Here is a 23513-nt window from a genome sequence, read left to right on the forward strand (position 1 = left end):
GTCAGGACTTCTTCACGTACAGCCCGGCGGCCGCGATGGAGCCGTAGATCGGGTGGATGGCGGCGCCGCCGATGTTCTTGCCGCGGAACTGCGTGACGCTGGTGTAGAGGAAGGGCACGACCGGCACGTCCTTCATGACGACCTCCTCCAGGTCGATGAGGGCGGCGGCCTTCTGCTGGGCGTCGCCGATCGTGGCGATGCGCTCCAGCTCCTTGTCGACCTGGGGGTTGCTGTAGCGGGTGGAGTTGGCGAGGGCGTCGAGCTTGCTGTGGTAGCTGTCGGGCAGCAGGGTGGAGGGGGTGGGCCAGTCCACGGAGTTGGTGGAGATCCACAGGTCGTACGGGGCGTCGCCGCGGAAGACCTGGTCGTTGAAGGCGGCCTTGTCCATCGGCTTGGTGACGAGCTTGATGCCGGCCTTGGCGAAGGCGTCGACGAGGACCTGCGCGAGGCGGTCCTTCTCGGGGGCGTCGCTCTCGTAGGCATAGGTCAGCGTGGTGACCTTGTCCTTGGCCTTGGCGAGGTGCTCCTTGGCCTTCTCGATGTCGCCGCCGGGCGCGACCGGGTAGAGGTCGTACTTCTTCCAGCCGACGACGGCGGGCGAGGAGAGGGTGGTGGCGAAGTCGCCGAGGCGCGGGCCGCCGAGGACCTGGCGGGCCTGCTCGCGCGGGAAGAGGTAGTGGATGGCCTTGCGTACCTCGGGGTCGGTGACGCGGCTGTTCTTGATGTAGAGGTCCTCGGTGTACGCGCCCTGGCTGCCCGCGACGAGGAGGTCCTTCTTCTTGGGGTCGCGCTGGGCCTCGGCGTAGAGCTCCGGCGGGACCTCGTTCTTGGTGGAGACGGTGTCGGCGCCCGCGCCGCGGCTGTTGAAGACCTCCTGCGCGGTGTTGAGGATCTTCTTGCCGAAGGTGAACTCGAAGCGGTCGGGGTACTGGTGGCGGATCGAGTCGGTCTCCGGCTTCCAGTGCGGGTTGCGCTCCAGGGTCAGGCTCTGGTTCTGCTTGTGCTCGACGATCTTGTACGGGCCGGTGGCGAACGGCTTGACGTCGTAGTCGGTGCCGGTGTCCTTGTCCTTGCGGACGGGGGACGAGGAGGACTGGGCGGCCATGTAGGGCACGTCGGACTGCGGCTCGGGGAAGTGGAAGACGATCGTCTTGTCGTCCGGGGTCTCGATCGCCTTGAGGTCGCCGTCCTTGGGGCCGCCGTACTTCTTGACGGCGGCGGTGCGGTCCTCGGAGCCGGTGAGCCACTCGGGCCAGTAGGTCGGGCCGAGCTCGAAGCCGGGGCCGAAGGTGCGCTCGATGCCGTACTTGACGTGCTCGGCGGTGATCGGCTGCCCGTCCTCCCAGGCGATGCCGTCCTTGAGCTTGTACGTCCATGTGCGGCCGCCGTCGGAGGACTGCCCGGTGTCGGTGGCGAGGTCGCCGACGAGCTTGGGCTTGCCGTCCACGACCTGATACTGCGTCAGCTGTCGGCCCCACAGCAGGGAGGTGCTGTAGGACTCGCCCGCGTAGATCTTCTGCGGGTCGAGGTGGCTGTAGTCGTTGAGGTTGGCGATCCTGACCGTGCCGCCGGAGCTCGCGTGCGGGTCGGCGGGGGCCGGGCCCTGGCTGTCCTTGGCGGTGCCGAGGGTCGCGGTGAGCCGCTGGCCGCTCTTGACGGCGCTCGCGCCGCCGTCCTTCTTGCCGCCCGCCCCGTCCGAACCCGCGCCGGCCGAGCAGGAGCACATCAGCATGACGGCGGCGGTGGCGAGAGCCGGCAGGGCTGCGGTGCGCGTGCTGAAGCGGGGCATGGTGAACTCCGTTGATCGGCTGATGTGGTGCGGTGGTGTGGCTGGGGGTCAGCGGGCGGTGCGCGGGTCGAGCGCGTCGCGTACCGCGTCGCCGAGGAGGTTGAAGGCGAGGACGAAGACGAGGATCGCCACGCCGGGGAAGACCATGTAGGTCGGGTCGTCGTAGAAGACCTCGGAGCCGCGGGAGATCATGCGGCCCCAGTCGGGGATGGGCTCGTTGATGCCGACGCCGAGGAAGGACAGCGCGGCCTCGGCGGTGACGACGCCCGGCACGGCGAGGGTGATGTGGACGAGCACCGGCGCCCAGACGTTGGGCAGCAGCTCGCGGAAGACGATGTGGCGGCGGCTCGCGCCGACGGCCCGCGCCGCCTCGACGAACTCCCGCTCGCGCAGGCTCCGTACGGACGTCCGCAGCACCATCGCGAGCGGCACCCAGCCGAAGGCGGCGAAGACCAGGATGAGCGAGGTGAACTGCATCCAGGCGGGCTCGTTCTCGCCGGGTTCGACGAAGCGCGTCTGGATGACGGGGCTCAGCGCGAGCAGCAGCAGAAGTGTCGGAAAAGCGAGCAGCACATTGCATACGAACGTGAAGGCGCGGTCGGCGACGCCGCTGAGGTAGCCGACGGTCACGCCGAGGACGATGCCGACGACGGCGATCACGGCGACGGAGGCGAGTGCGACCAGCAGCGAGGTGCGCATGCCGTAGAGGAGCTGGGTGAGCACGTCGCGCCCGAGGCCGGGCTCGATGCCGAACCAATGGTCCGCGGACATGCCCCCGTTGGGCAGTACGGGCAGGCCCTCGGCGCTCAGCAGACCGGGTTCGTTCTGGCCGTAATGGTCTGTGGGGTTCTTGCCGTAGAGGGCGGCGAGGAGGGGTGCGGCGAGCGCGAGGAGGGCGCAGAGGACGACGACACAGAGGGCGGCCATGCCGGTGCGGTCGCGCCGGAAGGCACGGCAGGCGGTGGCGAGGGGGCCTCCGGACGGCGCTGCGGGGGGTCCTCCTGAGTGCACTTCGGCCATTTGCTGCCGCGCTCCTGAATCACTCCGGCCGCCGCTCGGTCACTTGGCGGGCCTCTTTTCGGCCGGGGTACGGGGGTCTCCCGCCCCGGGGTGCGGCTCATTAGATCCGATGGTTTCAGGCATCGCAAATCATCTTTTTAAAGGCGCCTTGGGTAATTCATCGTTGATTACAAGGAATCTTTGCTGGTCAACATCCCTGTAACATTAATTCCCGCCTTTCTCCCGCAAACCGGACACACCATCCGGCCCCACCCCGCTCGGGACGGCTCCCGCGAGACCTGCCTCACATCACTTCAGGCCACTACTCAGGGTTTTCAACCAGCGACTGAAAGTGTCCGTCGGGGGTGCGTTCATGCTCAACTTGGGCAAGACTCCGGTCCGTTATCCGAAACCACAAACAAGGGAGCGTTCGGAATGCGGTACATCACTGGAGGGTTCGCACTGGGAGCCGCGCTGGCACTGGGCGGCCTGGTGGCGGCCGGGACAACGGCCGCGAACGCCGCACCCGCCCCCGCGGCTCAGACGCAGAGCCTGTTCCCGACGAGCCTGTTCGCGCCCTCTTCGCTGGTCCTGACGGTCGGCCAGGGCGAGAACAGGGACAGCTCCGGAGTACAGCGCGCCGTGACACTGACCTGTATGCCCAAGGCGAGCGGCAGCCACCCGGACGCCAGGAGCGCGTGCGACCAGCTGCGCGCCGCCGACGGTGACTTCGACAAGACCATCGCGTTCAAGGCCGACACGTTCTGCACCAAGGAGTGGAACCCGATCGTCGTGACCGCGGAAGGCGTCTGGCAGGGCAAGCGGGTCAGCTACGAGCACACCTTCGCCAACCCGTGCATGAAGCGGGCGTCCCAGGGCACGGTCTTCGAGTTCTGAGACCGGCACCTGCAGGAGCCCCGTGCATGAGGCGGCCCCCGGACACCGTGGAGGTGTGTCCGGGGGCCGCCCGTTCGTGGGGGGCTTCAGCCGATGCGCACACCGTACGCCGCGAGGGCCCGGGTGACCGGCTCGTAGAAGGTCGTGCCGCCCGACATGCAGTCGCCACTGCCGCCCGAGGTGAGGCCCAGCGCCGTGGTGTCGTGGAAGAGGGGGCCGCCGCTGTCGCCGCCCTCGGCGCACACATCGGTCTGGATCAGCCCGCGGACCGTGCCCTCCGCGTAGTTCACCGTGGCGTCGAGGCCGGTGACCTTGCCGCTGTGCACTCCGGTGGTGGAGCCGCTGCGCGTCACCTTATCGCCGACAGCAGGGTCGGCGGCCTGGAAGATGGGCTGAGTGCCGCCGAGGTGGAGATCCACCTGGCCGGGGTGATCAACGGCCGCGGTGTACCGGACGAGGGCGTGGTCCTCGCCGGGGAACTTCGAGGAGACGGTCTTCCCGATCCATGGGAGGCCGCCCTGGCTCGCGGCCCATTGCGGTTCGACACTGCCGCAGTGTCCGGCGGTGAGGAAGAACGCGTTGTTTTTGTCGTCGAGGACGTTGAACCCCAGCGAGCAGCGGTACTTGGCGCCGTAGATCCCGTCGCCGCCCGCGATGTACCGGGTGAGCTTCGCGGCCGTTCTCCGCACCAGCACCGCGTCACCGAGCGACTTGACCGTCTTGTTGAGCCGCGTCAGCTGCTCGCCCATGACCGTGGGGTCGGCGGTGACGACGACGCGGTTGACCCTGGGATCCGACACCCAGGTGGTGCCGGGGATGGCCTCACCGGCGTTCAACACGGCTTGTGCCGAGTCGAGTTCGGCCTGCGAGTACTTCACGACCTTCGGCTGGGCGCCCACCGCGCGGACCAGACCCTCCGCCGCGCTGCTGACGACGTTGACGACGAGTCTGTGCGCCCCCTCGTCGTAGTACGAACCGGCTTCCTCACCCTTGAGCCGGTCGACGAGCGTCCTCGCGAGCTGCCCGGCCGAGGACACGGAGAGCTCGCGCGGAGCCTGTGTGGTCGAGGCGTCGGCGGTCTGTGGGCTGAGGGTCACGGCCGCGAGCGCGGTCATCGCCGCGGCGGCCAGGGTGGCGCGCGCACGAATCCGGGAAGGCTTCAACTCGGCACCTCCGGTGGGGGGTCGGGCGGGGCGGTGGGGCGCCCGGGGGCCCGAAGGACACAGGCACGGACGTGAGGGGTCCCTTTACGAAAGCCGCGTCCATGCCAAGTTCTCGTCGAGTATGGCGATGTGAAGTGGGCGCGCACAAGGCGTACTTCGCGTTGCGAGCGGCCCGCGCTTGCGCGCCCCTATAGATGGGTGCGGGTCCATTCCGCCTGCGGCGGGCTTTGTTCCCCAGCCCCACCCCTTCCCGAAACTGGGGGCTCCGCCCCCAGACCCCCGGGGGTGCGCAAATCCAGCCCGTGGGGGCACCTCCCAGCGGTAGCTGGGGGAGATTGAGGACGCGCCCGAAGGGCGCTCCCGCCGCAGGCGGCAACAGACCCGCAGCCGAAAGAAAGCCGTAAGTCTACGCCGAGCCCGTCTCGTCGCTCTCGCCCTCCGGGCGAGCCGGCTTCGCCGGCTGCGGTTCATGGCCCGCGCGCTCCAAGAAGCGCAGGAGCTCTACCGGGAACGGCAGTACCAGCGTCGAGTTCTTCTCGGCCGCCACCGCCACGATCGTCTGGAGCAGCCGCAGCTGAAGAGCGGAAGGCTGCGACGACATCGTCTCCGCCGCCTCCGCCAGCTTCTTCGAGGCCAGGAGCTCCGCGTCCGCGTTGATCACGCGCGCCCGCCGCTCGCGCTCCGCCTCCGCCTGGCGGGACATCGACCGCTTCATCGTCTCCGGCAGCGAGACGTCCTTGATCTCGACGCGGTCGATGTGCACGCCCCAGCCGATGGCCGGGCTGTCGAGCATCAGCTCCAGGCCCTGGTTGAGCTTCTCGCGGTTGGAGAGGAGGTCGTCGAGGTCGCTCTTGCCGATGATCGAGCGCAGGGAGGTCTGGGCCATCTGGGAGACGGCGAAGCGGTAGTCCTCGACCTGGATCACGGCCTCCGCGGGGTCGACGACCTTGAAGTAGACGACGGCGTCGACGCGCACGGTGACGTTGTCCCGGGTGATGCCCTCCTGCGCGGGCACCGGCATCGTCACGATCTGCATATTGACCTTGCGCAGCCGGTCGACACCGGGAATGACCATGGTGAACCCGGGTTTTCTGATCTCCGGGAGCAGCCGGCCGAGCCTGAGGACGACACCGCGCTCGTACTGCTTCACCACGCGTGCCGCCGCCACCGCGTACACCACGCACGCGGATCCGGCGCCCGCCGCTGCCACTACCAGTTCCTCGACCATGGCATGACCCCTTGTCCCGCGTGTCGGGTGTCACATCCCACGGTAGGCCCGTACCGGACCAAGGTCGAGCCCCCGGCCCGGGGGTCCGGACCGGGGGCTCCTGTGCTGCTGGCCGCAAGGCTTGGGGAAGGGGTCGGTGCTCGCTCGCGGTCAGGGGATCGGGAGGGCCGGGCGGGCTCAGAAGATGCTCACGCCGTAGGCCTTGAGGGCCGGGCCGACCGGCTGGAAGAAGGTCGTACCGCCGGAGGTGCAGTTGCCGCTGCCGCCGGAGGTCAGACCGAGGGCCGTGGAGCCCGCGAAGAGGGAGCCGCCGCTGTCGCCGGGCTCGGCGCACACGTTGGTCTGGATCAGACCGCGGACGATCTGGCCGTTGCCGTAGTTCACGGTCGCGTTCAGGCCGGTGACCTTGCCGCCGTGCACATGGGTCGTGGAGCCGCTGCGCTGTACGGACTGGCCGACGGACGCGTTGCCCGCGGCGGTGATGCGCTGTGTGCTGCCGTTGTAGAGGTCGACGGCGCTGGGGTGGGCGACGGAGCCGTTGGTGTACTGCACGATGCCGTAGTCGTTGCCCGGGAAGCTGGTGCCGGTGGTCGGGCCGATGCTCGTGCCGTGCCCGGCGTCGGTGTAGTAGGGGGGCTTGCCCTGGGTGCAGTGGCCCGCGGTCAGGAAGTAGTAGGTGCTGCCCTTGCGGACGTTGAACCCTACGGAGCAGCGCCAGGTCGGCGCGTAGATGGCGTCGCCGCCCGCGAGGTACTTGGTGATTTTGCCCGGGGTGCGTTCGACCCGTATCGCGTCGGCGTTCGGGCCGGCCTGCTGTCTGATCTTCGCTATCGCGGCGGCGGAGACGGTGGAGTCGGCGGTGACGACGACGGTGCCGCTGCTGCTGTCGGTGACCCAGGCGGTGCCCGCGACGTCGGCCGACTGCACGGCCGCGCTCGCGGCGGACAGCTGGGCGGCGGTGGCGGCGGAGCCGCTCCGGTCGGAGGCGTGGGCGTGGCCGGCGACGAGCGCGGTGGCGGCGAGGAGGCCGGTGGCGACGGCGATGCGGCGGGCGCGGCGGGTGGGGGTGCGGTGGGGGGTGGTGCGCTTGATCCTCACGTTGTCTTCCTCCCGTGGGGGGCCTGGTGAGGCGCAGCCAATTGGGCACGACCCATTCCACTTTCGACGTGCCCCTGACAAGCGCTTCCGGCGAGTATTCGGGGACTGCGACGCGCCGCGCAAGAGCATCTTTCGGACGACCTTCCCCCAACTTCCCCTTACGCGCCGGTAGTTGCTCCGATTCCCTGCCGTTCCCGTAAGCCTCCGATCAGGCGGCCGACACCGTCCTCTCCCCCGCCGGGACCGCGACGCTCAGCACATTCCCCGGCGGCGGAAACGGGCAGATGAACGCGTCGGAGAAAGCGCACGGCGGCAGCACCGCCCGGTTGAAGTCGACGGTCACCCTGCCGTCCGGCGCCGGCTCCGGCGCGTAGAGGAAACGGAAGCGGTAGCTCGACGTGCCGCTCGTCCCGTCCGCGAAGACCGCCCACAGCGAGCCGTCCGCCTCGGCGGAGACCCGCAGCGTGTGCTCGTCGCCGCCGACGGTGAAGGCCAGCTCGCCCGCGAGGCCCAGCCCCCGCGCGCGGCCGTCCGCGTTCTCGACGGTGACCGTGCGGTCGCGCTCGTATGGGCGGAACAGCCCGCCGAGCACCCAGCGTTCGTCGTGGTCGAAGGCGTCGATGCCGGTGAAGGCCCGGCGCGCCGCCGAGTCGGGGTCGTACGCGCGGACCGCCCACTGGCCCTCGCGGCGCATGACGAGCAGCCGCCGCGCACCGTGTGCGACCCGGGCCGTGGCGGGTCCGCTGTCGGCGGTGAGCCGGACCCCGCCCTCGGCCGGGTGCCCGTCGACGGTCAGCCCGTCCGCGGCCGTGGCGGTGAGCACCACGGCCTCGCCGTCCGGGGCCTGTCTCCAGCGGCCCGGTGCGGCGGGGATCCGGCCGTCGGGGTGGTCGGCCGTCCAGGAGGTGCCGGTGAGCGCGAGCGGGCCATAGGGCGCGGAGACCGCCTCGGCGCGCTCTTCCCGCCAGGCCTTCCACTGCTGTCGTGCGTCGGTGCTCATGCGGGTCAACCTTTCACAGGGGAACGCGTGGCGGGCAGCGGGAGCCCCAGGTGGTCGCGGAGCGTCGGGCCCGTGTACTCCGTACGGAACGCGCCACGCTCCTGGAGCAGCGGTACGACGCGCTCGACGAAGTCGTCGAGCCCGCCCGGGGTCAGGTGCGGGATGAGGATGAAGCCGTCGGCGGCGCCCGTCGTGACGAACTCGTCCAGCTGCGCGGCGACCGCCTCCGGGGTGCCGATGAAGGACTGCCGGCCGGAGGTCTCGATCACGGTCTGCCGGATGGAGAGCCCCTTCGCCTCGGCGACCGCGCGCCAGCGGGCGGCCACGGCGAAGGGGTCGCCGATCTTCACCCGGCCCTGGGCGAGCTCGCCGTCGGGATCGGGGTCGATGTCGGGGAGCGGCCCGTCGGGGTCGTAGGCGGAGAGGTCGCGGCCCCAGACCTGTTCCAGGGTGAGCAGCGCGGTCTGCGGGGAGACCTGCTGTTTGCGGATCTCGGCGGCCTTCTCCTGGGCCTCGGCGGCGGTGTCGCCGAGGACGACGGTCACACCGGGCATGATCTTGAGGTCGTCGGGGGCGCGGCCGTACGCGGCGAGCCTGCCCTTGACGTCGGCGTAGAAGGCGCGGCCGGCCTCCAGGGTGCCGTGCCGGGTGAAGATGACGTCGGCGTCGGCCGCGGCGAACTCGCGGCCCTCGCCGGAGTCGCCGGCCTGGATGACGACGGGGTGACCCTGCGGGCCGCGCGCCACGTCGAACTCCCCCGAGATGGCGAAGTGTTCGCCCGCGTGGGCGAAGGGACGGGGGACGCCGTCCGGCGCCCAGGAGTCCCAGAGTTCGCGGGCGGTGGCGACGAACTCCGCGGCGCGGGTGTAGCGGTCGGCCCGGTCGAGGTAGCCGCCGCGCCGGAAGTTCTCGCCGGTGAAAGCGTCGGAGGAGGTGACGACGTTCCAGGCGGCGCGCCCGCCGCTGAGGTGGTCCAGGGAGGCGAGGCGGCGGGCGAGTTCGTAGGGCTCGTTGAAGGTGGCGTTGACGGTGGCGGCCAGGCCGATCCGGTCGGTGACGGCGGCCAGGGCGCTGAGCACGGTGAGGGACTCGGGGCGGCCGACGACGTCGAGGTCGTGGATCAGTCCCTTGTGCTCCCGCAGCCGCAGCCCTTCGGCGAGGAAGAAGAAGTCGAACAGGCCGCGCTCGGCGGTGCGCGCGAGGTGGACGAAGGAGGCGAAGCCGATCTGGCTGCCCGAGCGCGGGTCCGTCCAGACGGTGGTGCTGTTGACGCCGGGGAAGTGGGCGGCGAGGTGCATCTGCCTGCGCCGCGTACGGCTGGTCATGCGGTCTCCCTCGCGGTGGCGTAGCGGTTGGCCGGGCGGGGCAGGCACAGGTGCTCGCGGAGCGTGCCGCCCGGGTAGAAGGAGCGCAGCAGTCCGCGGTGCTGGAGCACGGGGACGGTCCCGTCGACGAGCAGCGGGAGGTCGCGGTCGGGGTTCTCCGGCCGGAAGTGGAAGCCGTCGACGACGCCGTCCGCGTACCAGGCCCCGGCCAGGTCGGCGAGGGCCACGGCGTCGGCCGCCGCGTACAGCGCGACGGGCAGGGAGGCGAGGACGACGATCCGGCCGGGGTCCCGGCCGAACGCGCGGGCGCGCCGGTGCAGTTCGTCGCGGACGCCGCGGACCGCGCCCGGGTTCCCGGTGTCCTTGACCCGTACGTAGGCGACGTCCGCGTGGCGTGCGGCGGCCGTGCGGGGCAGGGGGTCGGTGGCGTCGACGGCGATGACGGGGTGGCCCTGCGGGGGCCGGGGCACGATGGAGGGGCCGCGGACGCTGAAGGCGGTGCCCTCGTAGTCGACGTAGTGGAGCTTGTCGCGGTCGATGAAGCGGCCGGTGGCCACGTCGCGGATCTCGGCGTCGTCCTCCCAGCTGTCCCAGAGCCGGGTGACGACGTCGGCGACCTCGTCGGCCTCCTGCCACAGTTCGGGGGCGGGCGCGGCGGCCTTGCGGCCGAAGTGGCGGGCGTCGGCCTCGCCGGTGGAGACGTCGACGGTCCAGCCGGCCCGGCCGCCGCTGACCCAGTCGAGGGTGGAGACGGCCGAGGAGACGTGGAAGGGCTCGGTGTGGGTGGTGGTGACCGTCGGCACCAGTCCGATCCGCTCGGTGACGGGCGCGAGGCGGGCGAGCACGGCGAGGGCGTCGAGGCGGCGCTCCCCCCGCCGGGGCGGGCCGAGGGTGTCGCCGAGGGTGACGAAGTCGAGCCTGCCGTGCTCGGCGAGGCGTGCGGTGCGGGCGTACGGCTCGGCGTCGCGGGCGTCGGGCCGGTCGAGGGCGACGGCCAGGTGGAGCGGCCGGGTGGGTACGAGTGGGGACATGGGGTTCCCTGGGGTGTGAGGAACGTGTCGGTGGTGGGTGCGGTCAGGCCCCGGCCGGGAGGTGCTCCCGTGCGCCGTGCGGGAACAGTTCCCGGACGGCGCCGAGCGCGGCCCGTGCCGTGGCGTCGTTCTGCCGGAACGCGGGGCCGTTGGTGCGCGGCCGGGTGAAGGCGCCGCTCGCACGGGCGTCGGTGTGCGGGCCGAGGGCGAAGCGCCGTGGGTGCGGGCGGCCGTCCCGGTCGAGGATCCGGCCGTCGTCGGGGCTGACGGCGAGCAGCCCGGCGGGGGTCATGGTGACCTCGCCCGCCAGGCCGCGCAGCAGCCGGTCGCCGGAGCGGGCGACCGAGGGCGGGGGCAGCCGCGCCTCGACGAGGGCCCGCGCCTCGGTCACCGCGCCGGGCACACCGGGGCCGTGGGCGCGGAAGGTCCCGCGCCCGGGGTCGGCGGTGAACTCGGCGTCCGCGCCCAGGAAGCGCACGAACCCGGCCCGGGAGAGGGCGAGGAGCTGCCGCAGCCGGGGGCCGGGCGGACCGGAGGCGAGATAGTTGAAGAAGCCGTGCCACCAGGTGCCGATGTCGCCCAGGTCCAGGAGTTGGCCGTAGACGGAGAGCAGGCCGAGGAAGACGGCCAGGTCGGGGCTGTGCCGGGGGTCTTCGCGGCGGGCGAGGTCGGCCGCGATGTGGGCCCGGATCCCGTCCTGGAGCGACTCGGCGCAGGGGTGGCGCAGCCCGGCGAGCGGGTGGTCGAGCGCGGTCAGGTCGAGCCGGTCGGCCGGGTCGGGCACCGACGCGCAGACGAGCACGTCGAGTTCGGCGCTGCCGGGGTCGCACAGGGCGTATTTGGCCTCGAAGTCGGCCCAGTCGACGCGGGTGCGTTCCGGGTGCGCGGTGAACAGCCGGTGGTAGTGGGCGAACCCCAGCTCCTTCTCGACCAGGGGCCAGATGTCGCGGCGGAAGTCCGGCGGCCCGGGGCGGCGGCGCAGCTCCTCGACCTCGGCGGGCCCCAGGAAGCGGGGCAGCGGCGGCCGTTCGCCCTGCCAGGAATAGTCGATCTTCGAGCGGTACGGGACGCCGCGCCGCGATCCGACGTGCAGGACGGGCTCCCGCCCACAGGGGTGGTAGGTCAGCGTGCCGGTGCCGTCGTCGGTGTACGTGCCGCCGCGGCCCTCGGTGACCAGCACCATGAGGTCGACGAAGGCGAGCCCGAAGCCGCGGACGAGGACGTCCTCGCCGGGGCGCAGCCCGTCGAGGTCGCTGTCGGCGGTGAACTCGGGCGGGAGGTAGGTGAGTCCGTGCCGGGCGGCGAAGTCGGCGAGCGAGGCCTGTTCGGCGTCGGGGGCGGCGGGGAGGTGGCCGAGGGCGAGCACGACGAGGTCGGCGGGCAGGGGTTCGGCCCGCCCCTCCAGCCATACGCGCTGGCGCCCGTCGCGGGGTCCGGAGAGCCGTAAGGCGCGCCGGCGGTGTTCGTGGACGACGACGCCGGGCGGCAGGCCGGCCACGGCCCGGCCGTACACCCAGTCCAGATAGGCGCTCTGGAGCCGCCTGCTGGGGAAGGTGCGGTCGGTCAACTCGCGGGCCTCGCCGACCGTTTCGGGGCCGAGTCCGGGTATGGCGCCGTCGGCGGCGAGGGCGGCCCACTCGGCGAGGGAGGGTCCGGGCCGTACGGGGCCGCGCTGTTCCACGGTGTCGTCGGTGTACATCGTGACGTCCTCGGCCATGGAGTTCATCCACAGCAGCGGTGACTGGTCGCGCCGCCAGACCCGGCCGCCGCCGGGCGGGTGCGGGTCGACGAGGTGCAGGTCGAGGCGGGCGCCCGCGAGGAGTTCGGGGGCGTTGGCGGCGATCCGTTCGACCAGGCCGGTGCCACGGGGTCCCGCGCCGACGATGACGAGGGAGGGGACGGGAGGGACGATGGGGGTATCCGGGTGCGCGGACATGCGAAGGCTCCGTGGATGCGGGGATCGAACACGGGAGTTGACGCCTTCACACCGGGCCGCGCCCCTCAGCGCGACCGGACCCCGAGGCTAAGCCGGGGCCCTGGCCTGCTGTCAAGCATGTCCATTTCCCTGTCCAGCATGCGGGCAGCGCGCCAGGACGGCATTGACGCGGAAACGGATGGCTGTTCCACTTGTCGCATGCACTCAGGGCAACGGCTGGTCACGCGGGACCACATCGACTTCGGTCGGGTGTGGTCCGCTTCGTGTCCGTGCTCCCCTGATCTCCTCGCAGGATCCTGTACGGCTTCCGGATCCCGTTCCCCCCAGGGCTGACCGCGCTTCCAGCGGAACCCTGCGCCTTCACACCGCGGCAGTCCGGCCGCACCCCTCCCCTCGCATCGCCCCGCCCACGCCCGCCGTGGGTCGCTCAGCAGTCACATCCGCAGTCGCAGCAGTCACAATTTCCGCAGCAGTCACAGCAATTGCAGCAGTCGCCACAGCCGTCGCAGCCGCTGCAATCGCAATCGCACTTGCTGCACCAGGCTTCGCGCTTCTCCCCGCTCCAGGGGTCGTGGTAGTCCGTGCAGCACACCTGGCAGGTGCAGAAGAGCACGGCCCACACCGCGCAGCCGTGGACCGGCCCGCGCCGCCGCCCCCGCCTCGGCGGCTCGGGCGGCGCGCCGGGCGGCATGACCGGCGGCGGGCCGAACGCGCCCTGCGCGCCGTGCCGTACGTCACCGTCCCGGTCCTCGCCGTGCCGGTGACCGCACCCCGCCGTGCCGAACGCGCGGTCGACGGCGCGCCCCAACTCGTGTGCCAGCAGCACATGTGCGAGCCTGCCCTGCCCCTTGCTCGCGAAGTCGACCTCCCGCAGCGCGAGCCGCACGCCGTGCACCGCGTCGTCGCACAGCCGTCGTACCTCGGCGAGGTCGGTCCCCGTCACGGCGATCGGGTTCCACGCGCCGCCCGCGGCGTCCTCCTCCAGGTCCTCGACGGCGTCCAGCAGATGCGCGAGCCGGCCGAAGAGCCGCCCCGCCTCCTCCAGCGGCGCCCGGTTGGCGGGGCGCCCGGCGAGCACCGCCGTGTAGCCGAAGGCCGCGGCGGTCGCCGTCTCGGTCGGCTCGGTTATCGCCAACAGCGAGGTGCCGGAACCGGCCAGGGCCTCGATCCCCGCCTGCCGTTCGACCGCGTCCACGAGCACCGCCGTGTCGAAGCCGAGGTCCGAACCCGTACGGGCGCCGGCCCGGTCCCACTTCGCGGCGACCATGCGGGCGGCCGCGGCGACCGGACGCCGCGCCAAGAGACCGTCGCCGTCGGCGACATGGTCCCGCATCTTCGCCGACGCGAGGACGAGCGAGACGGAGGCGGCCAGCCGAGCACCCTCGCCGCGCGCGACGGAGGCGGTCCGCATCCCGCGCAACGGACAGGGACCGGCCGTGCGCCGCCACGCGTCCGCGCCCTCGGTGCACGGCGACTGCGCCTCGACCAGAACCGAAATCACCAGTCCGTCATAGTTTGTGGCTACTCTGGCGAATTGCCCGTGATCTCCGCGCAGCGCCAGGCACAGCCCGCAGAGATGGGCCATCCACTCCGCGCGCATCGACTCCGACAGTCGATGGCGGCATGGTCTGACGATCCCGAACAATTCCGGCCCCCGTGTGTGGTGTGGATGGACCCGGGCATCCTAATCACCGGACAACCACACCGGTCCGCAGCCCGCGCACCACCCCCGGAACCCGCATATGCCCAGGTCCGCAGCTTGTGACGGACCTCTCGGGCTATCTGACGCACCGCCAAGCGCTTTGCACCAGATGCGTCACGAAATCCACGCTTGGCGGCTATCCACTTGGCACACCATCCACAACATGGACGACGATAGGGAAGCGGTCGGACCACACCGCGTGTGAGAGGAGGCGTCCATGGGATCGGTGCGCAAGGCGAGTGCCTGGCTCGGCCTCGTCGACGACAGCGATGACGAGCGCTATTACGACGACGACTACGCCGAGGGGCCCGAGCCCGGCGACTCCTGGGTGACCAACCCGAAGGTACGGGTGGCGGACGAGGTGGCCCAGGAACAGGGCACCCGCATCGCCACGGTCACCCCGGACGGCTTCCGGGACGCCCGTGGCATCGGCGAGCTCTTCCGCGAGGGCGTACCGGTGATCGTGAACCTCACCGGCATGGAACCCAACGACGCCAAGCGGGTCGTGGACTTCGCGGCCGGGCTGACGTTCGGTCTGCGCGGCTCGATCGAGCGCGTGGCCAACCGCGTCTTCCTGCTGACCCCCGCCGACTACCAGGTCCTCAGCGGCGAGGCGGGACGCCGCGCGAACGGGGGCTTCTTCAACCAGAACTGAGGGGACTGGGTGTCGGGCCGGGGGTCCGGGGGCGCCCCCCCGGGAAGGCACAGCAACCAGAACTGAGCCAGCACTTAGGGGGAGGACAAGCCGAGGAGAGGTGTCAGGGGGACACCGCTCCTTGGCCGGTGCTCACCGGAAGGCGTCGAGGCCGGTGAGCGCCTTGCCCAGCACCAGCTGGTGCATCTCCACCGTGCCCTCGTAGGTGAGCACGGACTCCAGGTTCGTCGCGTGCCGCATGACGGGGTATTCGAGGGAGATCCCGTTCGCGCCGAGGATCGTCCGGGCCGTGCGGCAGATCTCGATCGCCTCGCGCACGTTGTTGAGCTTCCCGAAGCTGACCTGCTCCGGCCGCAGCGACCCGGCGTCCATCCGCAGCCCGAGGTGGTGGGCGAGCAGCAGACCCTTGTGCAGCTCCACGGCCATGTCGGCGAGCTTCGCCTGGGTGAGCTGGAACCCGCCGATGGGGCGACCGAACTGCTCCCTCGTCCGCGCGTAGTCCAGCGCCGACTCGAAGCTCGTACGGGCAGCGCCCAGCGAGCCCCAGACGATGCCGTAGCGGGCGTGGCTCAGGCAGCTGAGCGGGCCGCGCAGACCCTCCGCCTCCGGCAGGACCGCGTCGGCGGGGAGCCGCACCTCGTCGAAAATCAGCTCGCTGGTGACCGAGGCACGCAGTGACCACTTATGGGTGATTTCCGGCGCGGAGAAGCCGGGGCTGTCCGTCGGTACGACAAAACCACGGATCCCGGCGTCGGTCTGCGCCCAGACGACGGCGACGCCCGCCACCGAACCATTGGTGATCCACATCTTGCGGCCCGTCAGCACCCAGTCGGTGCCGTCGCGCTTGGCGAACGTCCGCATGCCGGCCGGGTCCGAGCCGTGGTCGGGCTCGGTCAGCCCGAAGCAGCCGATGATCTCGCCCGCGGCCATGCCGGGCAGCCACCGCTGCCGCTGCTCCTCGGAGCCGAAGCGGTGGATCGCGTACATCGCGAGGGAGCCCTGGACGGACACGAGCGAGCGGATGCCGGAGTCCGCGGCCTCCAGCTCCAGACAGGCCAGACCGTACTGAACGGCGCTCGCGCCCGCGCAGCCGTAGCCGGTGAGCGACATCCCGAGGGCGCCTATGGCACCGAGCTCGCGGGTGAGTTCACGGATGACGGGGAGCTCGCCGCGCTCGTACCACTCGGCGATGTGCGGCAGGACGCGGTCGGCGGCCCACTGCCGCACGGTGTTCCGGACGGCGAGGTCCTCGGGCGACAGCAGGTCGTCGATGCCGAGGGGGTCTCGGGGGTCGAAGGGCTTGCGTACGGACGGGTTCACGGACATGACCGGCCTCCGGGTGATCATCGGGTCGCCCCGACGCTATTCCGACTGCCGTCGGCCGTCCAGACTCCCTTGCCGCAGCCAGGGGTTCCGGCCCCCACGGGGTGCGCAAATCCAGCCCGTCCGGCGTTTGAGGACGCGCCCGCAGGGCGCTCCCGCCGCAGGCGGCAACGGGCCCGTGCCCGGGTGCGGCCCGGCGGATTGTTTCCCCAGCCCCGCCCCTTCCCGAAACTGGGGGCTTCGCCCCCAGACCCCCAACGGTGCGCGAATTCAGCCCGTGGGGGCACCTCCCAGCGGTAGCTGGGGGAGTTTGAGGACGCGCCCGCAGGGCGCTCCCGCCGCAGGCGGCAACGGGCCCGCACCCGACAACCGGCGACCCCTACCGCTCCTCGACGGAGTCGGCTCCGCAATCCATCGCCCGCGGCAGGCGAAGAGCCGCCACCGCCCCGAGCAACAGCAGCCCCGCGCTGAGCAACAGCGTCACATGCAGGCCATGGACAAACGCGTCGCGCGCCGCCGCGCGCAGGGTCGGGCCCGCGGGGGCGGGCAGGCGGGCGGCGACCTCGTAGGCCTCGCCCAGGGAGTGGCTCGCGGCGGTCGCGGCCTCGGACGGCACACCCCGCGTTCCGGCGACGCCGGGCGCGTACGTGGCGTTCATGACGCTGCCGAGCAGGGCGATGCCGATGCCCGCGCCGAGTTGGTAGGAGGTCTCCCCGATCGCGGCCGCCCCGCCCGCGGACTCCGGCGGCGCCTCGCTGAGCATCGATTCGTACGCCCCGAAGAGCGTGGTCTCCAGGCCGAAGCCGAGCAGGACGAAGACCGCGCAGAGGACCGTGGGGCGGTCTTCCGCGCCCATGGCGGTGAGGGAGACGACGGCGGCGGCGGTCAGGACGAAGCCGAGCCCGACCATCGTGCGCGGCCCGAGCCGGTGCAGCAGGCGGGAGCCGAGGAGACCGGCGGCCATCGCGGCGAGGGTGAGCGGCAGCAGCCGCAGCCCGGTCTCCAGGGGCGTGAGTCCGAGGACGAGCTGGAGGTACTGCGCGGCGATCAGCTCCAGCCCGACGAGCGCGAGCATGGCGAGCACGATGCAGCCCACGGAGGTGCCGAAGGCGGGCCGGGCGAACATCCTGAGGTCGACGAGCGGATGCTCGCGCCGCCGCTGCCTGCGTATGAAGAGGGTCAGCAGGCCCCCGCCGACGACGGCCGGCACGAGGGTCGCGAGGGTCAGCGGTGGCTCGCCGCCGCCCAGCCGCTTCACGGCGAGGACGAGCCCGAAGAGGCCGAAGGCTGCCATCAGCGCGCCGAGCACGTCCCACGGCCCGTTGCGCTCGCCGGTGGATTCGGGCAGCAGCCAGCGCCCGACGGGCAGGCTGACGGCCATCAGCGGGATGTTGATGAGGAAGACCGAGCCCCACCAGAAGTGTTCGAGGAGGAAGCCGCCGAGCAGGGGCCCGAGGGCCGCGCCCACGGCGGCGACCGCGCTCCACACGCCGACGGCGAGGGCGCGCTCGCGCCGGTCGGGGAAGACCTGCCGGAGGATCGAGAGCGTCGCCGGCATGATCATCGCGCCGCCGACGCCGAGCAGCGCGCGGGCCCCGATGAGCACGTCGGGCCCCGTGGCGAGGGCGGCGAGCGCGGAGGCGACGCCGAAGAGCCCGTAGCCGAGCAGCAGCACCCGGCGGCGGCCGACGCGGTCGCCGAGGGTGCCGAAGAGGATGAGGAGCGAGGCGCAGACGAGCGGGTAGACGTCGACGATCCACAGCAGCTGGACGGCGCCGGGGCGCAGGTCCTCGGTGACGGCGGGGACGGCGACGTGCAGCACGGTCGCGTCGACGGCGACGAGCAGCAGGCTGACGCAGAGGACGACGAGCACGGTCCAGCGGTTGGCCCCGGCGCCGCGTTCCCCGCCGGGTCGCGGCTGGAGCCAGGGCCCGCGCCGGATCCGCTGCCGGGGAACGCCCGCAGCCCGTCGGGGCCCGGCCGTGGTCGTCCCGGGCATGCACACCTCCGTGTCGTGCGCTCGCGCCCGTCCGCGGGACGAGGGGACGTGGACCGGCGGGATCGAGGGCGAGTGAGTCGACAGAGTACGCGAGTCCCGGGCAGGGTTCCGTGCTCCCGGTCACGCCGCGGTCCGCCCGCGGGGGGCGTGTCGCGCGTGCTGGACAATGGGCCGGGTGACTCATCTCGTTTCTCCCACCGGTACGGACGCCGGGGCGGGCCCCGTGGCGGCCGCTCCGCGGGTGCGCGGGGCGCTGCGGCACGCCGCCCCCGCCCTGCTGGTGTACGCGGGGGTGCGCGCGCTGGGCCTCGTGGTGCTGATGGTGTGGGGCGCGGTCGCGGGGAAGGACCCGCACCAGCTGCTCTCGGCGCGCTGGGACTCGCTCTGGTACAGCCGCATAGCCGAGGACGGCTACGGCTACACCCTTCATCTGGGGGGTGACAAGGTCCACTCGGATCTGGCGTTCTTCCCGCTGCTGCCGTGGCTGGAGCGGGGTCTTTCGGCCCTCTTCCCGCTGTCCGCGGCGGACGCGGGCCTGGTGGTCAGCGCCGTGTCCTCGCTGTGCGCGGCGTGGGCGGTCTTCCTGATCGGCGACCGCTGTCACGGCCGGCGCGCGGGCATCGCGCTGGCGGCGCTGTGGGCGGCGCTGCCGGTCGGCATCGTGCAGTCGATGGCGTACTCGGAATCGCTGTTCACCGCGCTGGCGGCGTGGGGCGTCTACTGCGTGCTCACCGGGCGGTGGGTGTGGGCGGGTTCGCTCGCCGCGCTGGCCGGGCTGACCCGGCCGGTGGGGGCGGCCGTGGTCGCGGCCGTGTGGATCACGGCGGCGGCCACCCTGTGGCAGGAGCGTCGAAGGCCCGGTGCCCGGATGCTGCTGGGTGTGGTGCTCGCGCCGCTCGGCTGGCTCGCGTACGTCGCCTGGGTCGGCGTACGGACCGGGAGCGTGACCGGTTATCTGGATGTGCAGGGCGGCTGGGGCAACGGCTTCGACGGGGGCGTGGCCTTCGGCTCCTTCGTCGCGGGCCGGCTGACGGGCCCGGCGTGGCCCGCGGGCGTCGGGCTGCTGGCCGGGGTGGCCCTGGTGGTGTGGCTGTACGCGAAGGGGGTGCGGCAGCGCCAGCCGCTGCCGCTCCTCGTCTACGCGGGAACGGTGCTGCTGCTGGCGCTGACGGCGAAGGGCTACTTCGGTTCGAAGCCGCGGCTGATGATGCCCGCCTTCCCGCTGCTGCTGCCGCTCGCGGTGGCCGTCGCCCGGCTGCGGACGGTACGAGCGGTGCTGACGGTGGCGCCCGTGGTTCTCGTCTCCGCCGTGTACGGGGCGTTCTGGCTGCACGGTTCGGGCCCGCCGTGATCAAATCGCCGGTGCCGCGGCCGGGTTGTCCGGCGGCGGCGCGGGAAACGTCGTGGAACGCATCGGCCAATCGGTGATAAACGACGGCGTACAAAAAGAAACAATACGAGGGCGCCGTCAACTGCCGTGGATCCGGGCTTCTTTAAGCGCTTCTTATTCCGTGGAATCAAACGTGCCGTAAGTCATGTTTGAGACGCATTCCACATCACATCGTCATCACAAAGAGCCTCGATCGGCCGAACCCTCCTGTCACGCAATGTAACGTCGATTGGGTGCGTACCAACGATGAGCTCGTCCATCCGGAGGAGCGCCCGACCGAGCCCGTGCGGCCGCGGATGACCCGGACCCGTCTCGGGATCTTCGCGGCGACCTCCGTGGTCTATCTGGCGATCGTGGTCGGCGTGCTCACCACGTCCTGGCCGGTCCGGTTCGACTGGCAGGTCATGCTCTTCCGCCCGTACAAGCAGTGGCCGGAGATCCACACCTTCCTCGACTACTTCGTGGTCCTGGGCCAGCGCGGCCCGACCGCCGTCGCGGTGGCCGCCTGGCTGGGCTGGTGCACCTACAAGCAGAAGACGCTGCGGCCGCTGCTGGTGCTGGGCACCTCGCTGCTGCTGCTCAACGCCACGGTGGGCGCCGCCAAGATCGGCATGGGGCGCCTCGGTCCGCACTACGCCACCGCGATCGGCTCGAACGAGATGTTCGCGGGCGGCGACATATTTCCCTCGGGCCACACCGCGAACGCCGTGGTGACCTGGGGTGTTCTCGCCTATCTGGCCACCACGCCGCGGACCCGCCGGATCTCCTCGGTGATCGCCGCGATGCTGGCGCTCGGCGTCGGGATGACGACCGTCTATCTCGGCACCCACTGGATGAGCGATGTGACGCTCGGCTGGAGCGCGGGGCTGCTGGTGCTGCTGGCCCTCCCCTGGTTCGAGGCGCCGATGGCCCGCGCCGAGGCCTGGCTGCTGGCCGTCTGGCACCGGCTGCGCCGCACCACGCTGGTGCCCGCGCCGCTCGCTCCCGTCGCGATCGGCGGACCGCGTCCCGCGGCCGACGACCAGCGGCCCGTCCGCGAGCCGGTGGGCGTCGGCGGCCGTGCGGCGGGCTCCGCCGCGCGCGTGCCCGACAGCCGGCCGCACCTGTCCCCCAAGCCGCACACGGTCCGCTCCGAGCGGACGCCGGTCACGCCCAGCGGCAGCCGGCGCCCGCCCAGCCCGGACCGCACGCCGCGGACCGCGCCGCTCGGCCCGGCCACGGGCCGCGGCCGCACCGTCGGCAGCTGACCCGGGCGGTACGCACCACCACTGCGGCCCCGGAACCCCGACAGGGGCCCTCCGGGGCCGCAGTGGCGTTCCCGGGGCCGGTCAGCCCTTCCAGCAGCGCCGTACGACGCCGTCCGCGACCTCGAAGTTCAGCCTGCCGAACCGGTACTCCATGGTGATGATCGCGCCGGGGGGCAGCGTGCGGACGGTCGCCCAGCCGCGCGCCCGGGCCCGCTCGGAAGCGCGCGCGACCTCGAGCCCGACATAGGCGTCGGGGTCGTCGTGGGGATCGGCGGGGACGTTCGGGAGAGGTGCCATGACGCCACCGTAGGCGCCGGGGCCCGGCCGCGGTAGCGCCGCCCGCACGCATGGACTCGTGCGCTCCGGGTCCGCCACCGGTCACACTTGTGTCACAGAGAACTCCCGCCTGTTTACCGGGCCCGGTATCACCCGTACGAGCCTTCCCGCCCCTCCCGCCCCGCCTTCACAGGGCTTCGCCCGTAAATGCACAGCGCCTTCCCGGAATATCCTCGACAACTCCCGGAATCGCCCCCGGAATTCCCCCGGGCGCCGCCGCCCGTAAATACTTCCTCCGCATTTACGGGCCGGCTGCCGCACTCCCGTTCCGGCCCGTGCCCAGTTATCCGGAATACATTGCTCCGTAGGGGTTTCCGCGCCGGGCGGCCACGCGCGACGCCCCCCCCGTCGTACCTGACGCACCCTCGCGCGACGGACGCGCGGCGAGCATCATGGCGTGAGCCCGAAAGCCCGTCGACGATGACATCGAGGGAGCGCAGATGGGGACGGACACCACGCACGCGGCAGCCGGTCCGGTCCGGGAGCGGCAGCCCGGCCGGATCGTGGTGGACTGGCTGACGACCACCGATCACAAGAAGATCGGCCACCTCTATCTGATCACGTCGTTCTGCTTCTTCATGGTGGCCGGGCTGCTCGCGATGCTGATGCGCGCCGAGCTGGCGCGCCCGGGCCTTCAGTTCATGTCCAACGAGCAGTTCAACGAGACGTTCACCGCACACGGCACGATCATGCTGCTGCTCTTCGCGACCCCGGCCTTCGCGGGCTTCGCCAACGCGATCATGCCCCTGCAGATCGGCTCGCCGGACGTGGCGTTCCCCCGGCTGAACATGTTCGCGTACTGGCTCTACCTCTTCGGCGGGCTGATCGTGGTGAGCAGCCTGCTGATGCCCGAGGGCGGCGCCGCGTTCGGCTGGACCGGCTATGCGCCGCTGAGCAGCGCGGTCCGTTCACCGGGCACCGGCGCGGACATGTGGATCATGGGCCTGGCGCTGTCGGGCTTCGGCACGATCCTGGGCGCGGTGAACTTCCTGACCACCATCATCGGCATGCGCGCGCCGGGGATGACGATGTTCCGGATGCCGGTCTTCACCTGGAACGTCCTCTTCACCTCGATCCTGGTGCTGCTGGCGTTCCCCGTGCTGGCGGCGGCGCTGCTCTGCCTGGAGGCGGACCGGCGGTTCGGGGCGCGGATCTTCGAGGCGCAGAACGGCGGGGCGCTGCTCTGGCAGCACCTGTTCTGGTTCTTCGGCCATCCCGAGGTCTACATCATCGCGCTGCCGTTCTTCGGCATCATCACGGAGATCATCCCGGTGTTCTCCCGGAAGCCGATCTTCGGCTATGTGATGCTCGTCGGCGCCACCATGGCGATCACGGCGCTGTCGGTGGTGGTGTGGGCGCACCACATGTTCGCCACCGGCGCGGTGCTGCTGCCGTTCTTCTCCTTCATGTCCTTCCTGATCGCGGTGCCGACCGGGGTGAAGTTCTTCAACTGGATCGGCACCATGTGGCAGGGGTCGCTGTCCTTCGAGGCGCCGATGCTGTGGGCGGTCGGCTTCCTGGTGAGCTTCCTCTTCGGCGGGCTGACCGGCGTGATCCTGGCGTCACCGCCGCTGGACTTCCACGTCACGGACTCCTACTTCGTGGTGGCGCACTTCCACTACGTGGTGTTCGGGACGGTGGTGTTCGCGATGTTCGCGGGCTTCTACTTCTGGTGGCCCAAGCTCACGGGGAAGATGCTCGAGGAGCGGCTGGCGAAGATCCACTTCTGGACGCTGTTCGTGGGCTTCCACACCACGTTCCTCGTCCAGCACTGGCTGGGCGTGGCGGGCATGCCCCGGCGGTACGCGGACTATCTGGCGGCCGACGGCTTCACCGCGCTCAACACGGTGTCCTCGATCGGGGCGTTCCTGCTGGGCCTGTCGACGCTGCCGTTCCTCTACAACGTCTGGAAGACCGCGCGGTACGGCAAGCGGGTCGAGGTCGACGACCCCTGGGGTTACGGCCGTTCGCTGGAGTGGGCGACGTCCTGCCCGCCGCCCCGGCACAACTTCACCGCGCTGCCCCGGATCCGCTCCGAGTCACCGGCCTTCGACCTCCACCACCCGGACGCGGTGGAGAGGTCGCAGTCGCCGACTGTGGCGGAGCCCGAGCCGGCCGGGCCCTGAACGCGGACCGGCCTGCCGCCGAGGACGGCTACGGTCCTCGGCGGCAGGCCGCGATTCGCTCGTGCCCCCATGAGGCGTCAAGGGGCATCGCTCACCACCGGTACCAGCGGCCCCTCGAACCTCCGGACCCTGTGGACCGGAAGAGGAAGCCGAGCAGCCACATGATCAGGACCGCGAGCGCGATCCACCAGAGGATCTTGATGGCGAAGCCGGCTCCGAAGAGCAGCAGGACCAGCAGCAGGACGAGAAGGACAGGAACCATGTTTTCG

General features: G+C 71.5%; 19 protein-coding genes. 5 read left to right on the forward strand and 14 right to left on the reverse strand.

Annotated features, from left to right (window positions below; translation table 11 throughout):
- Position 1: 1 nt before the first annotated feature.
- Together DXZ73_RS12095 and DXZ73_RS12100 are read right to left on the reverse strand one after the other, a co-directional pair.
- Positions 2 to 1789, reverse strand: a complete 1788-nt coding sequence (locus DXZ73_RS12095; protein WP_116211007.1) for an ABC transporter substrate-binding protein — start codon at positions 1787 to 1789, stop codon at positions 2 to 4.
- Positions 1790 to 1837: 48 nt separating this feature from the next.
- Positions 1838 to 2809: an ABC transporter permease gene (locus tag DXZ73_RS12100; protein WP_116211008.1), complete on the reverse strand. Its 972-nt coding sequence runs from the start codon at positions 2807 to 2809 to the stop codon at positions 1838 to 1840.
- A 414-nt stretch (positions 2810 to 3223) separates the two neighbouring features.
- Between DXZ73_RS12100 and DXZ73_RS12105 the strand changes: the two genes are divergently transcribed.
- The gene (locus DXZ73_RS12105) at positions 3224 to 3685 is read left to right on the forward strand and encodes a subtilase-type protease inhibitor (protein ID WP_116211009.1); all 462 of its coding nucleotides are present in this window, start codon (positions 3224 to 3226) and stop codon (positions 3683 to 3685) included.
- 86 nt (positions 3686 to 3771) lie between these two features.
- On the opposite strand, the gene DXZ73_RS12110 is transcribed toward DXZ73_RS12105, so the two are convergent.
- The 8 genes from DXZ73_RS12110 to DXZ73_RS12145 form a co-directional block, all read right to left on the reverse strand.
- Complete coding sequence (locus DXZ73_RS12110) at positions 3772 to 4848, reverse strand: S1 family peptidase (protein ID WP_240351318.1); 1077 nt, start codon at positions 4846 to 4848, stop codon at positions 3772 to 3774.
- Positions 4849 to 5254: 406 nt separating this feature from the next.
- Positions 5255 to 6076 carry a slipin family protein gene (locus tag DXZ73_RS12115; protein ID WP_116211010.1) on the reverse strand — a complete coding sequence of 274 codons (822 nt, stop codon included), beginning with the start codon at positions 6074 to 6076 and terminating at the stop codon, positions 5255 to 5257.
- Positions 6077 to 6253: 177 nt separating this feature from the next.
- Complete coding sequence (locus DXZ73_RS12120) at positions 6254 to 7174, reverse strand: S1 family peptidase (RefSeq protein ID WP_116211011.1); 921 nt, start codon at positions 7172 to 7174, stop codon at positions 6254 to 6256.
- 208 nt (positions 7175 to 7382) lie between these two features.
- Entirely contained in the window at positions 7383 to 8174 is a 792-nt protein-coding gene (locus DXZ73_RS12125) for a DUF1684 domain-containing protein (protein ID WP_116211012.1), read from the reverse strand.
- 5 nt (positions 8175 to 8179) lie between these two features.
- Positions 8180 to 9499: an NtaA/DmoA family FMN-dependent monooxygenase gene (locus tag DXZ73_RS12130; RefSeq protein ID WP_116211013.1), complete on the reverse strand. Its 1320-nt coding sequence runs from the start codon at positions 9497 to 9499 to the stop codon at positions 8180 to 8182.
- A complete protein-coding gene (locus DXZ73_RS12135; protein WP_116211014.1) occupies positions 9496 to 10530 on the reverse strand; it encodes an LLM class flavin-dependent oxidoreductase in 1035 nt (344 codons plus the stop codon). Before DXZ73_RS12135 ends, DXZ73_RS12130 begins: the two co-directional genes overlap by 4 nt.
- Positions 10531 to 10573: 43 nt before the next feature.
- Positions 10574 to 12466: an FAD/NAD(P)-binding protein gene (locus DXZ73_RS12140; protein ID WP_116211015.1), complete on the reverse strand. Its 1893-nt coding sequence runs from the start codon at positions 12464 to 12466 to the stop codon at positions 10574 to 10576.
- A gap of 427 nt (positions 12467 to 12893) precedes the next feature.
- Entirely contained in the window at positions 12894 to 14111 is a 1218-nt protein-coding gene (locus tag DXZ73_RS12145; RefSeq protein ID WP_116211016.1) for a DUF5685 family protein, read from the reverse strand.
- A gap of 274 nt (positions 14112 to 14385) precedes the next feature.
- On the opposite strand from DXZ73_RS12145, the gene DXZ73_RS12150 reads away from it, so the two are divergent.
- Positions 14386 to 14823, forward strand: coding sequence for a cell division protein SepF (locus DXZ73_RS12150; protein WP_116211017.1), 438 nt, complete (start codon positions 14386 to 14388; stop codon positions 14821 to 14823).
- A gap of 132 nt (positions 14824 to 14955) precedes the next feature.
- Here DXZ73_RS12150 and DXZ73_RS12155 read toward each other — a convergent pair whose 3' ends face one another.
- The gene (locus DXZ73_RS12155; RefSeq protein WP_116211018.1) at positions 14956 to 16149 is read right to left on the reverse strand and encodes an acyl-CoA dehydrogenase family protein; all 1194 of its coding nucleotides are present in this window, start codon (positions 16147 to 16149) and stop codon (positions 14956 to 14958) included.
- A gap of 376 nt (positions 16150 to 16525) precedes the next feature.
- On the reverse strand, positions 16526 to 18145 hold the full coding sequence (locus DXZ73_RS12160; RefSeq protein ID WP_116211019.1) for an MFS transporter: 1620 nt from the start codon (positions 18143 to 18145) through the stop codon (positions 16526 to 16528).
- A 166-nt stretch (positions 18146 to 18311) separates the two neighbouring features.
- Here DXZ73_RS12160 and DXZ73_RS12165 point away from each other — a divergent pair, with 166 nt between their 5' ends.
- Together DXZ73_RS12165 and DXZ73_RS12170 are read left to right on the forward strand one after the other, a co-directional pair.
- A complete protein-coding gene (locus tag DXZ73_RS12165; RefSeq protein WP_116211020.1) occupies positions 18312 to 19496 on the forward strand; it encodes a glycosyltransferase family 39 protein in 1185 nt (394 codons plus the stop codon).
- 272 nt (positions 19497 to 19768) lie between these two features.
- Entirely contained in the window at positions 19769 to 20782 is a 1014-nt protein-coding gene (locus tag DXZ73_RS12170; protein WP_205519157.1) for a phosphatase PAP2 family protein, read from the forward strand.
- 81 nt (positions 20783 to 20863) lie between these two features.
- Here the strand turns inward: DXZ73_RS12170 and DXZ73_RS12175 are convergent, their stop codons facing one another.
- Positions 20864 to 21079: an I78 family peptidase inhibitor gene (locus tag DXZ73_RS12175; protein WP_116211021.1), complete on the reverse strand. Its 216-nt coding sequence runs from the start codon at positions 21077 to 21079 to the stop codon at positions 20864 to 20866.
- Between the two features lie 479 nt (positions 21080 to 21558).
- Here DXZ73_RS12175 and ctaD point away from each other — a divergent pair, with 479 nt between their 5' ends.
- Positions 21559 to 23244 carry a cytochrome c oxidase subunit I gene (gene ctaD, locus DXZ73_RS12180; RefSeq protein WP_116211022.1) on the forward strand — a complete coding sequence of 562 codons (1686 nt, stop codon included), beginning with the start codon at positions 21559 to 21561 and terminating at the stop codon, positions 23242 to 23244.
- Between the two features lie 91 nt (positions 23245 to 23335).
- On the opposite strand, the gene DXZ73_RS12185 is transcribed toward ctaD, so the two are convergent.
- Positions 23336 to 23506 (reverse strand): hydrophobic protein, encoded by a 171-nt coding sequence (locus tag DXZ73_RS12185; protein WP_116211023.1) that lies wholly within the window; start codon positions 23504 to 23506, stop codon positions 23336 to 23338.
- Between the last annotated feature and the right edge of the window lie 7 nt (positions 23507 to 23513).

Origin of the sequence: Streptoverticillium olivoreticuli subsp. olivoreticuli (assembly GCF_003391135.1) — a bacterium.
Taxonomy (GTDB): domain Bacteria; phylum Actinomycetota; class Actinomycetes; order Streptomycetales; family Streptomycetaceae; genus Streptomyces; species Streptomyces blastmyceticus.

Coding starts and splice junctions, on each gene's coding strand:
- DXZ73_RS12150 (WP_116211017.1), top strand. CDS start 14,386: ATGGGATCGGTGCGCAAGGCGAGTGCCTGGCTCGGCCTCGTCGACGAC.
- DXZ73_RS12100 (WP_116211008.1), bottom strand. CDS start 2,809: ATGGCCGAAGTGCACTCAGGAGGACCCCCCGCAGCGCCGTCCGGAGGC.
- DXZ73_RS12160 (WP_116211019.1), bottom strand. CDS start 18,145: ATGCCCGGGACGACCACGGCCGGGCCCCGACGGGCTGCGGGCGTTCCC.
- DXZ73_RS12135 (WP_116211014.1), bottom strand. CDS start 10,530: ATGTCCCCACTCGTACCCACCCGGCCGCTCCACCTGGCCGTCGCCCTC.
- ctaD (WP_116211022.1), top strand. CDS start 21,559: ATGGGGACGGACACCACGCACGCGGCAGCCGGTCCGGTCCGGGAGCGG.
- DXZ73_RS12095 (WP_116211007.1), bottom strand. CDS start 1,789: ATGCCCCGCTTCAGCACGCGCACCGCAGCCCTGCCGGCTCTCGCCACC.
- DXZ73_RS12175 (WP_116211021.1), bottom strand. CDS start 21,079: ATGGCACCTCTCCCGAACGTCCCCGCCGATCCCCACGACGACCCCGAC.
- DXZ73_RS12115 (WP_116211010.1), bottom strand. CDS start 6,076: ATGGTCGAGGAACTGGTAGTGGCAGCGGCGGGCGCCGGATCCGCGTGC.
- DXZ73_RS12105 (WP_116211009.1), top strand. CDS start 3,224: ATGCGGTACATCACTGGAGGGTTCGCACTGGGAGCCGCGCTGGCACTG.
- DXZ73_RS12125 (WP_116211012.1), bottom strand. CDS start 8,174: ATGAGCACCGACGCACGACAGCAGTGGAAGGCCTGGCGGGAAGAGCGC.
- DXZ73_RS12155 (WP_116211018.1), bottom strand. CDS start 16,149: ATGTCCGTGAACCCGTCCGTACGCAAGCCCTTCGACCCCCGAGACCCC.
- DXZ73_RS12185 (WP_116211023.1), bottom strand. CDS start 23,506: ATGGTTCCTGTCCTTCTCGTCCTGCTGCTGGTCCTGCTGCTCTTCGGA.
- DXZ73_RS12140 (WP_116211015.1), bottom strand. CDS start 12,466: ATGTCCGCGCACCCGGATACCCCCATCGTCCCTCCCGTCCCCTCCCTC.
- DXZ73_RS12130 (WP_116211013.1), bottom strand. CDS start 9,499: ATGACCAGCCGTACGCGGCGCAGGCAGATGCACCTCGCCGCCCACTTC.
- DXZ73_RS12165 (WP_116211020.1), top strand. CDS start 18,312: ATGGGCCGGGTGACTCATCTCGTTTCTCCCACCGGTACGGACGCCGGG.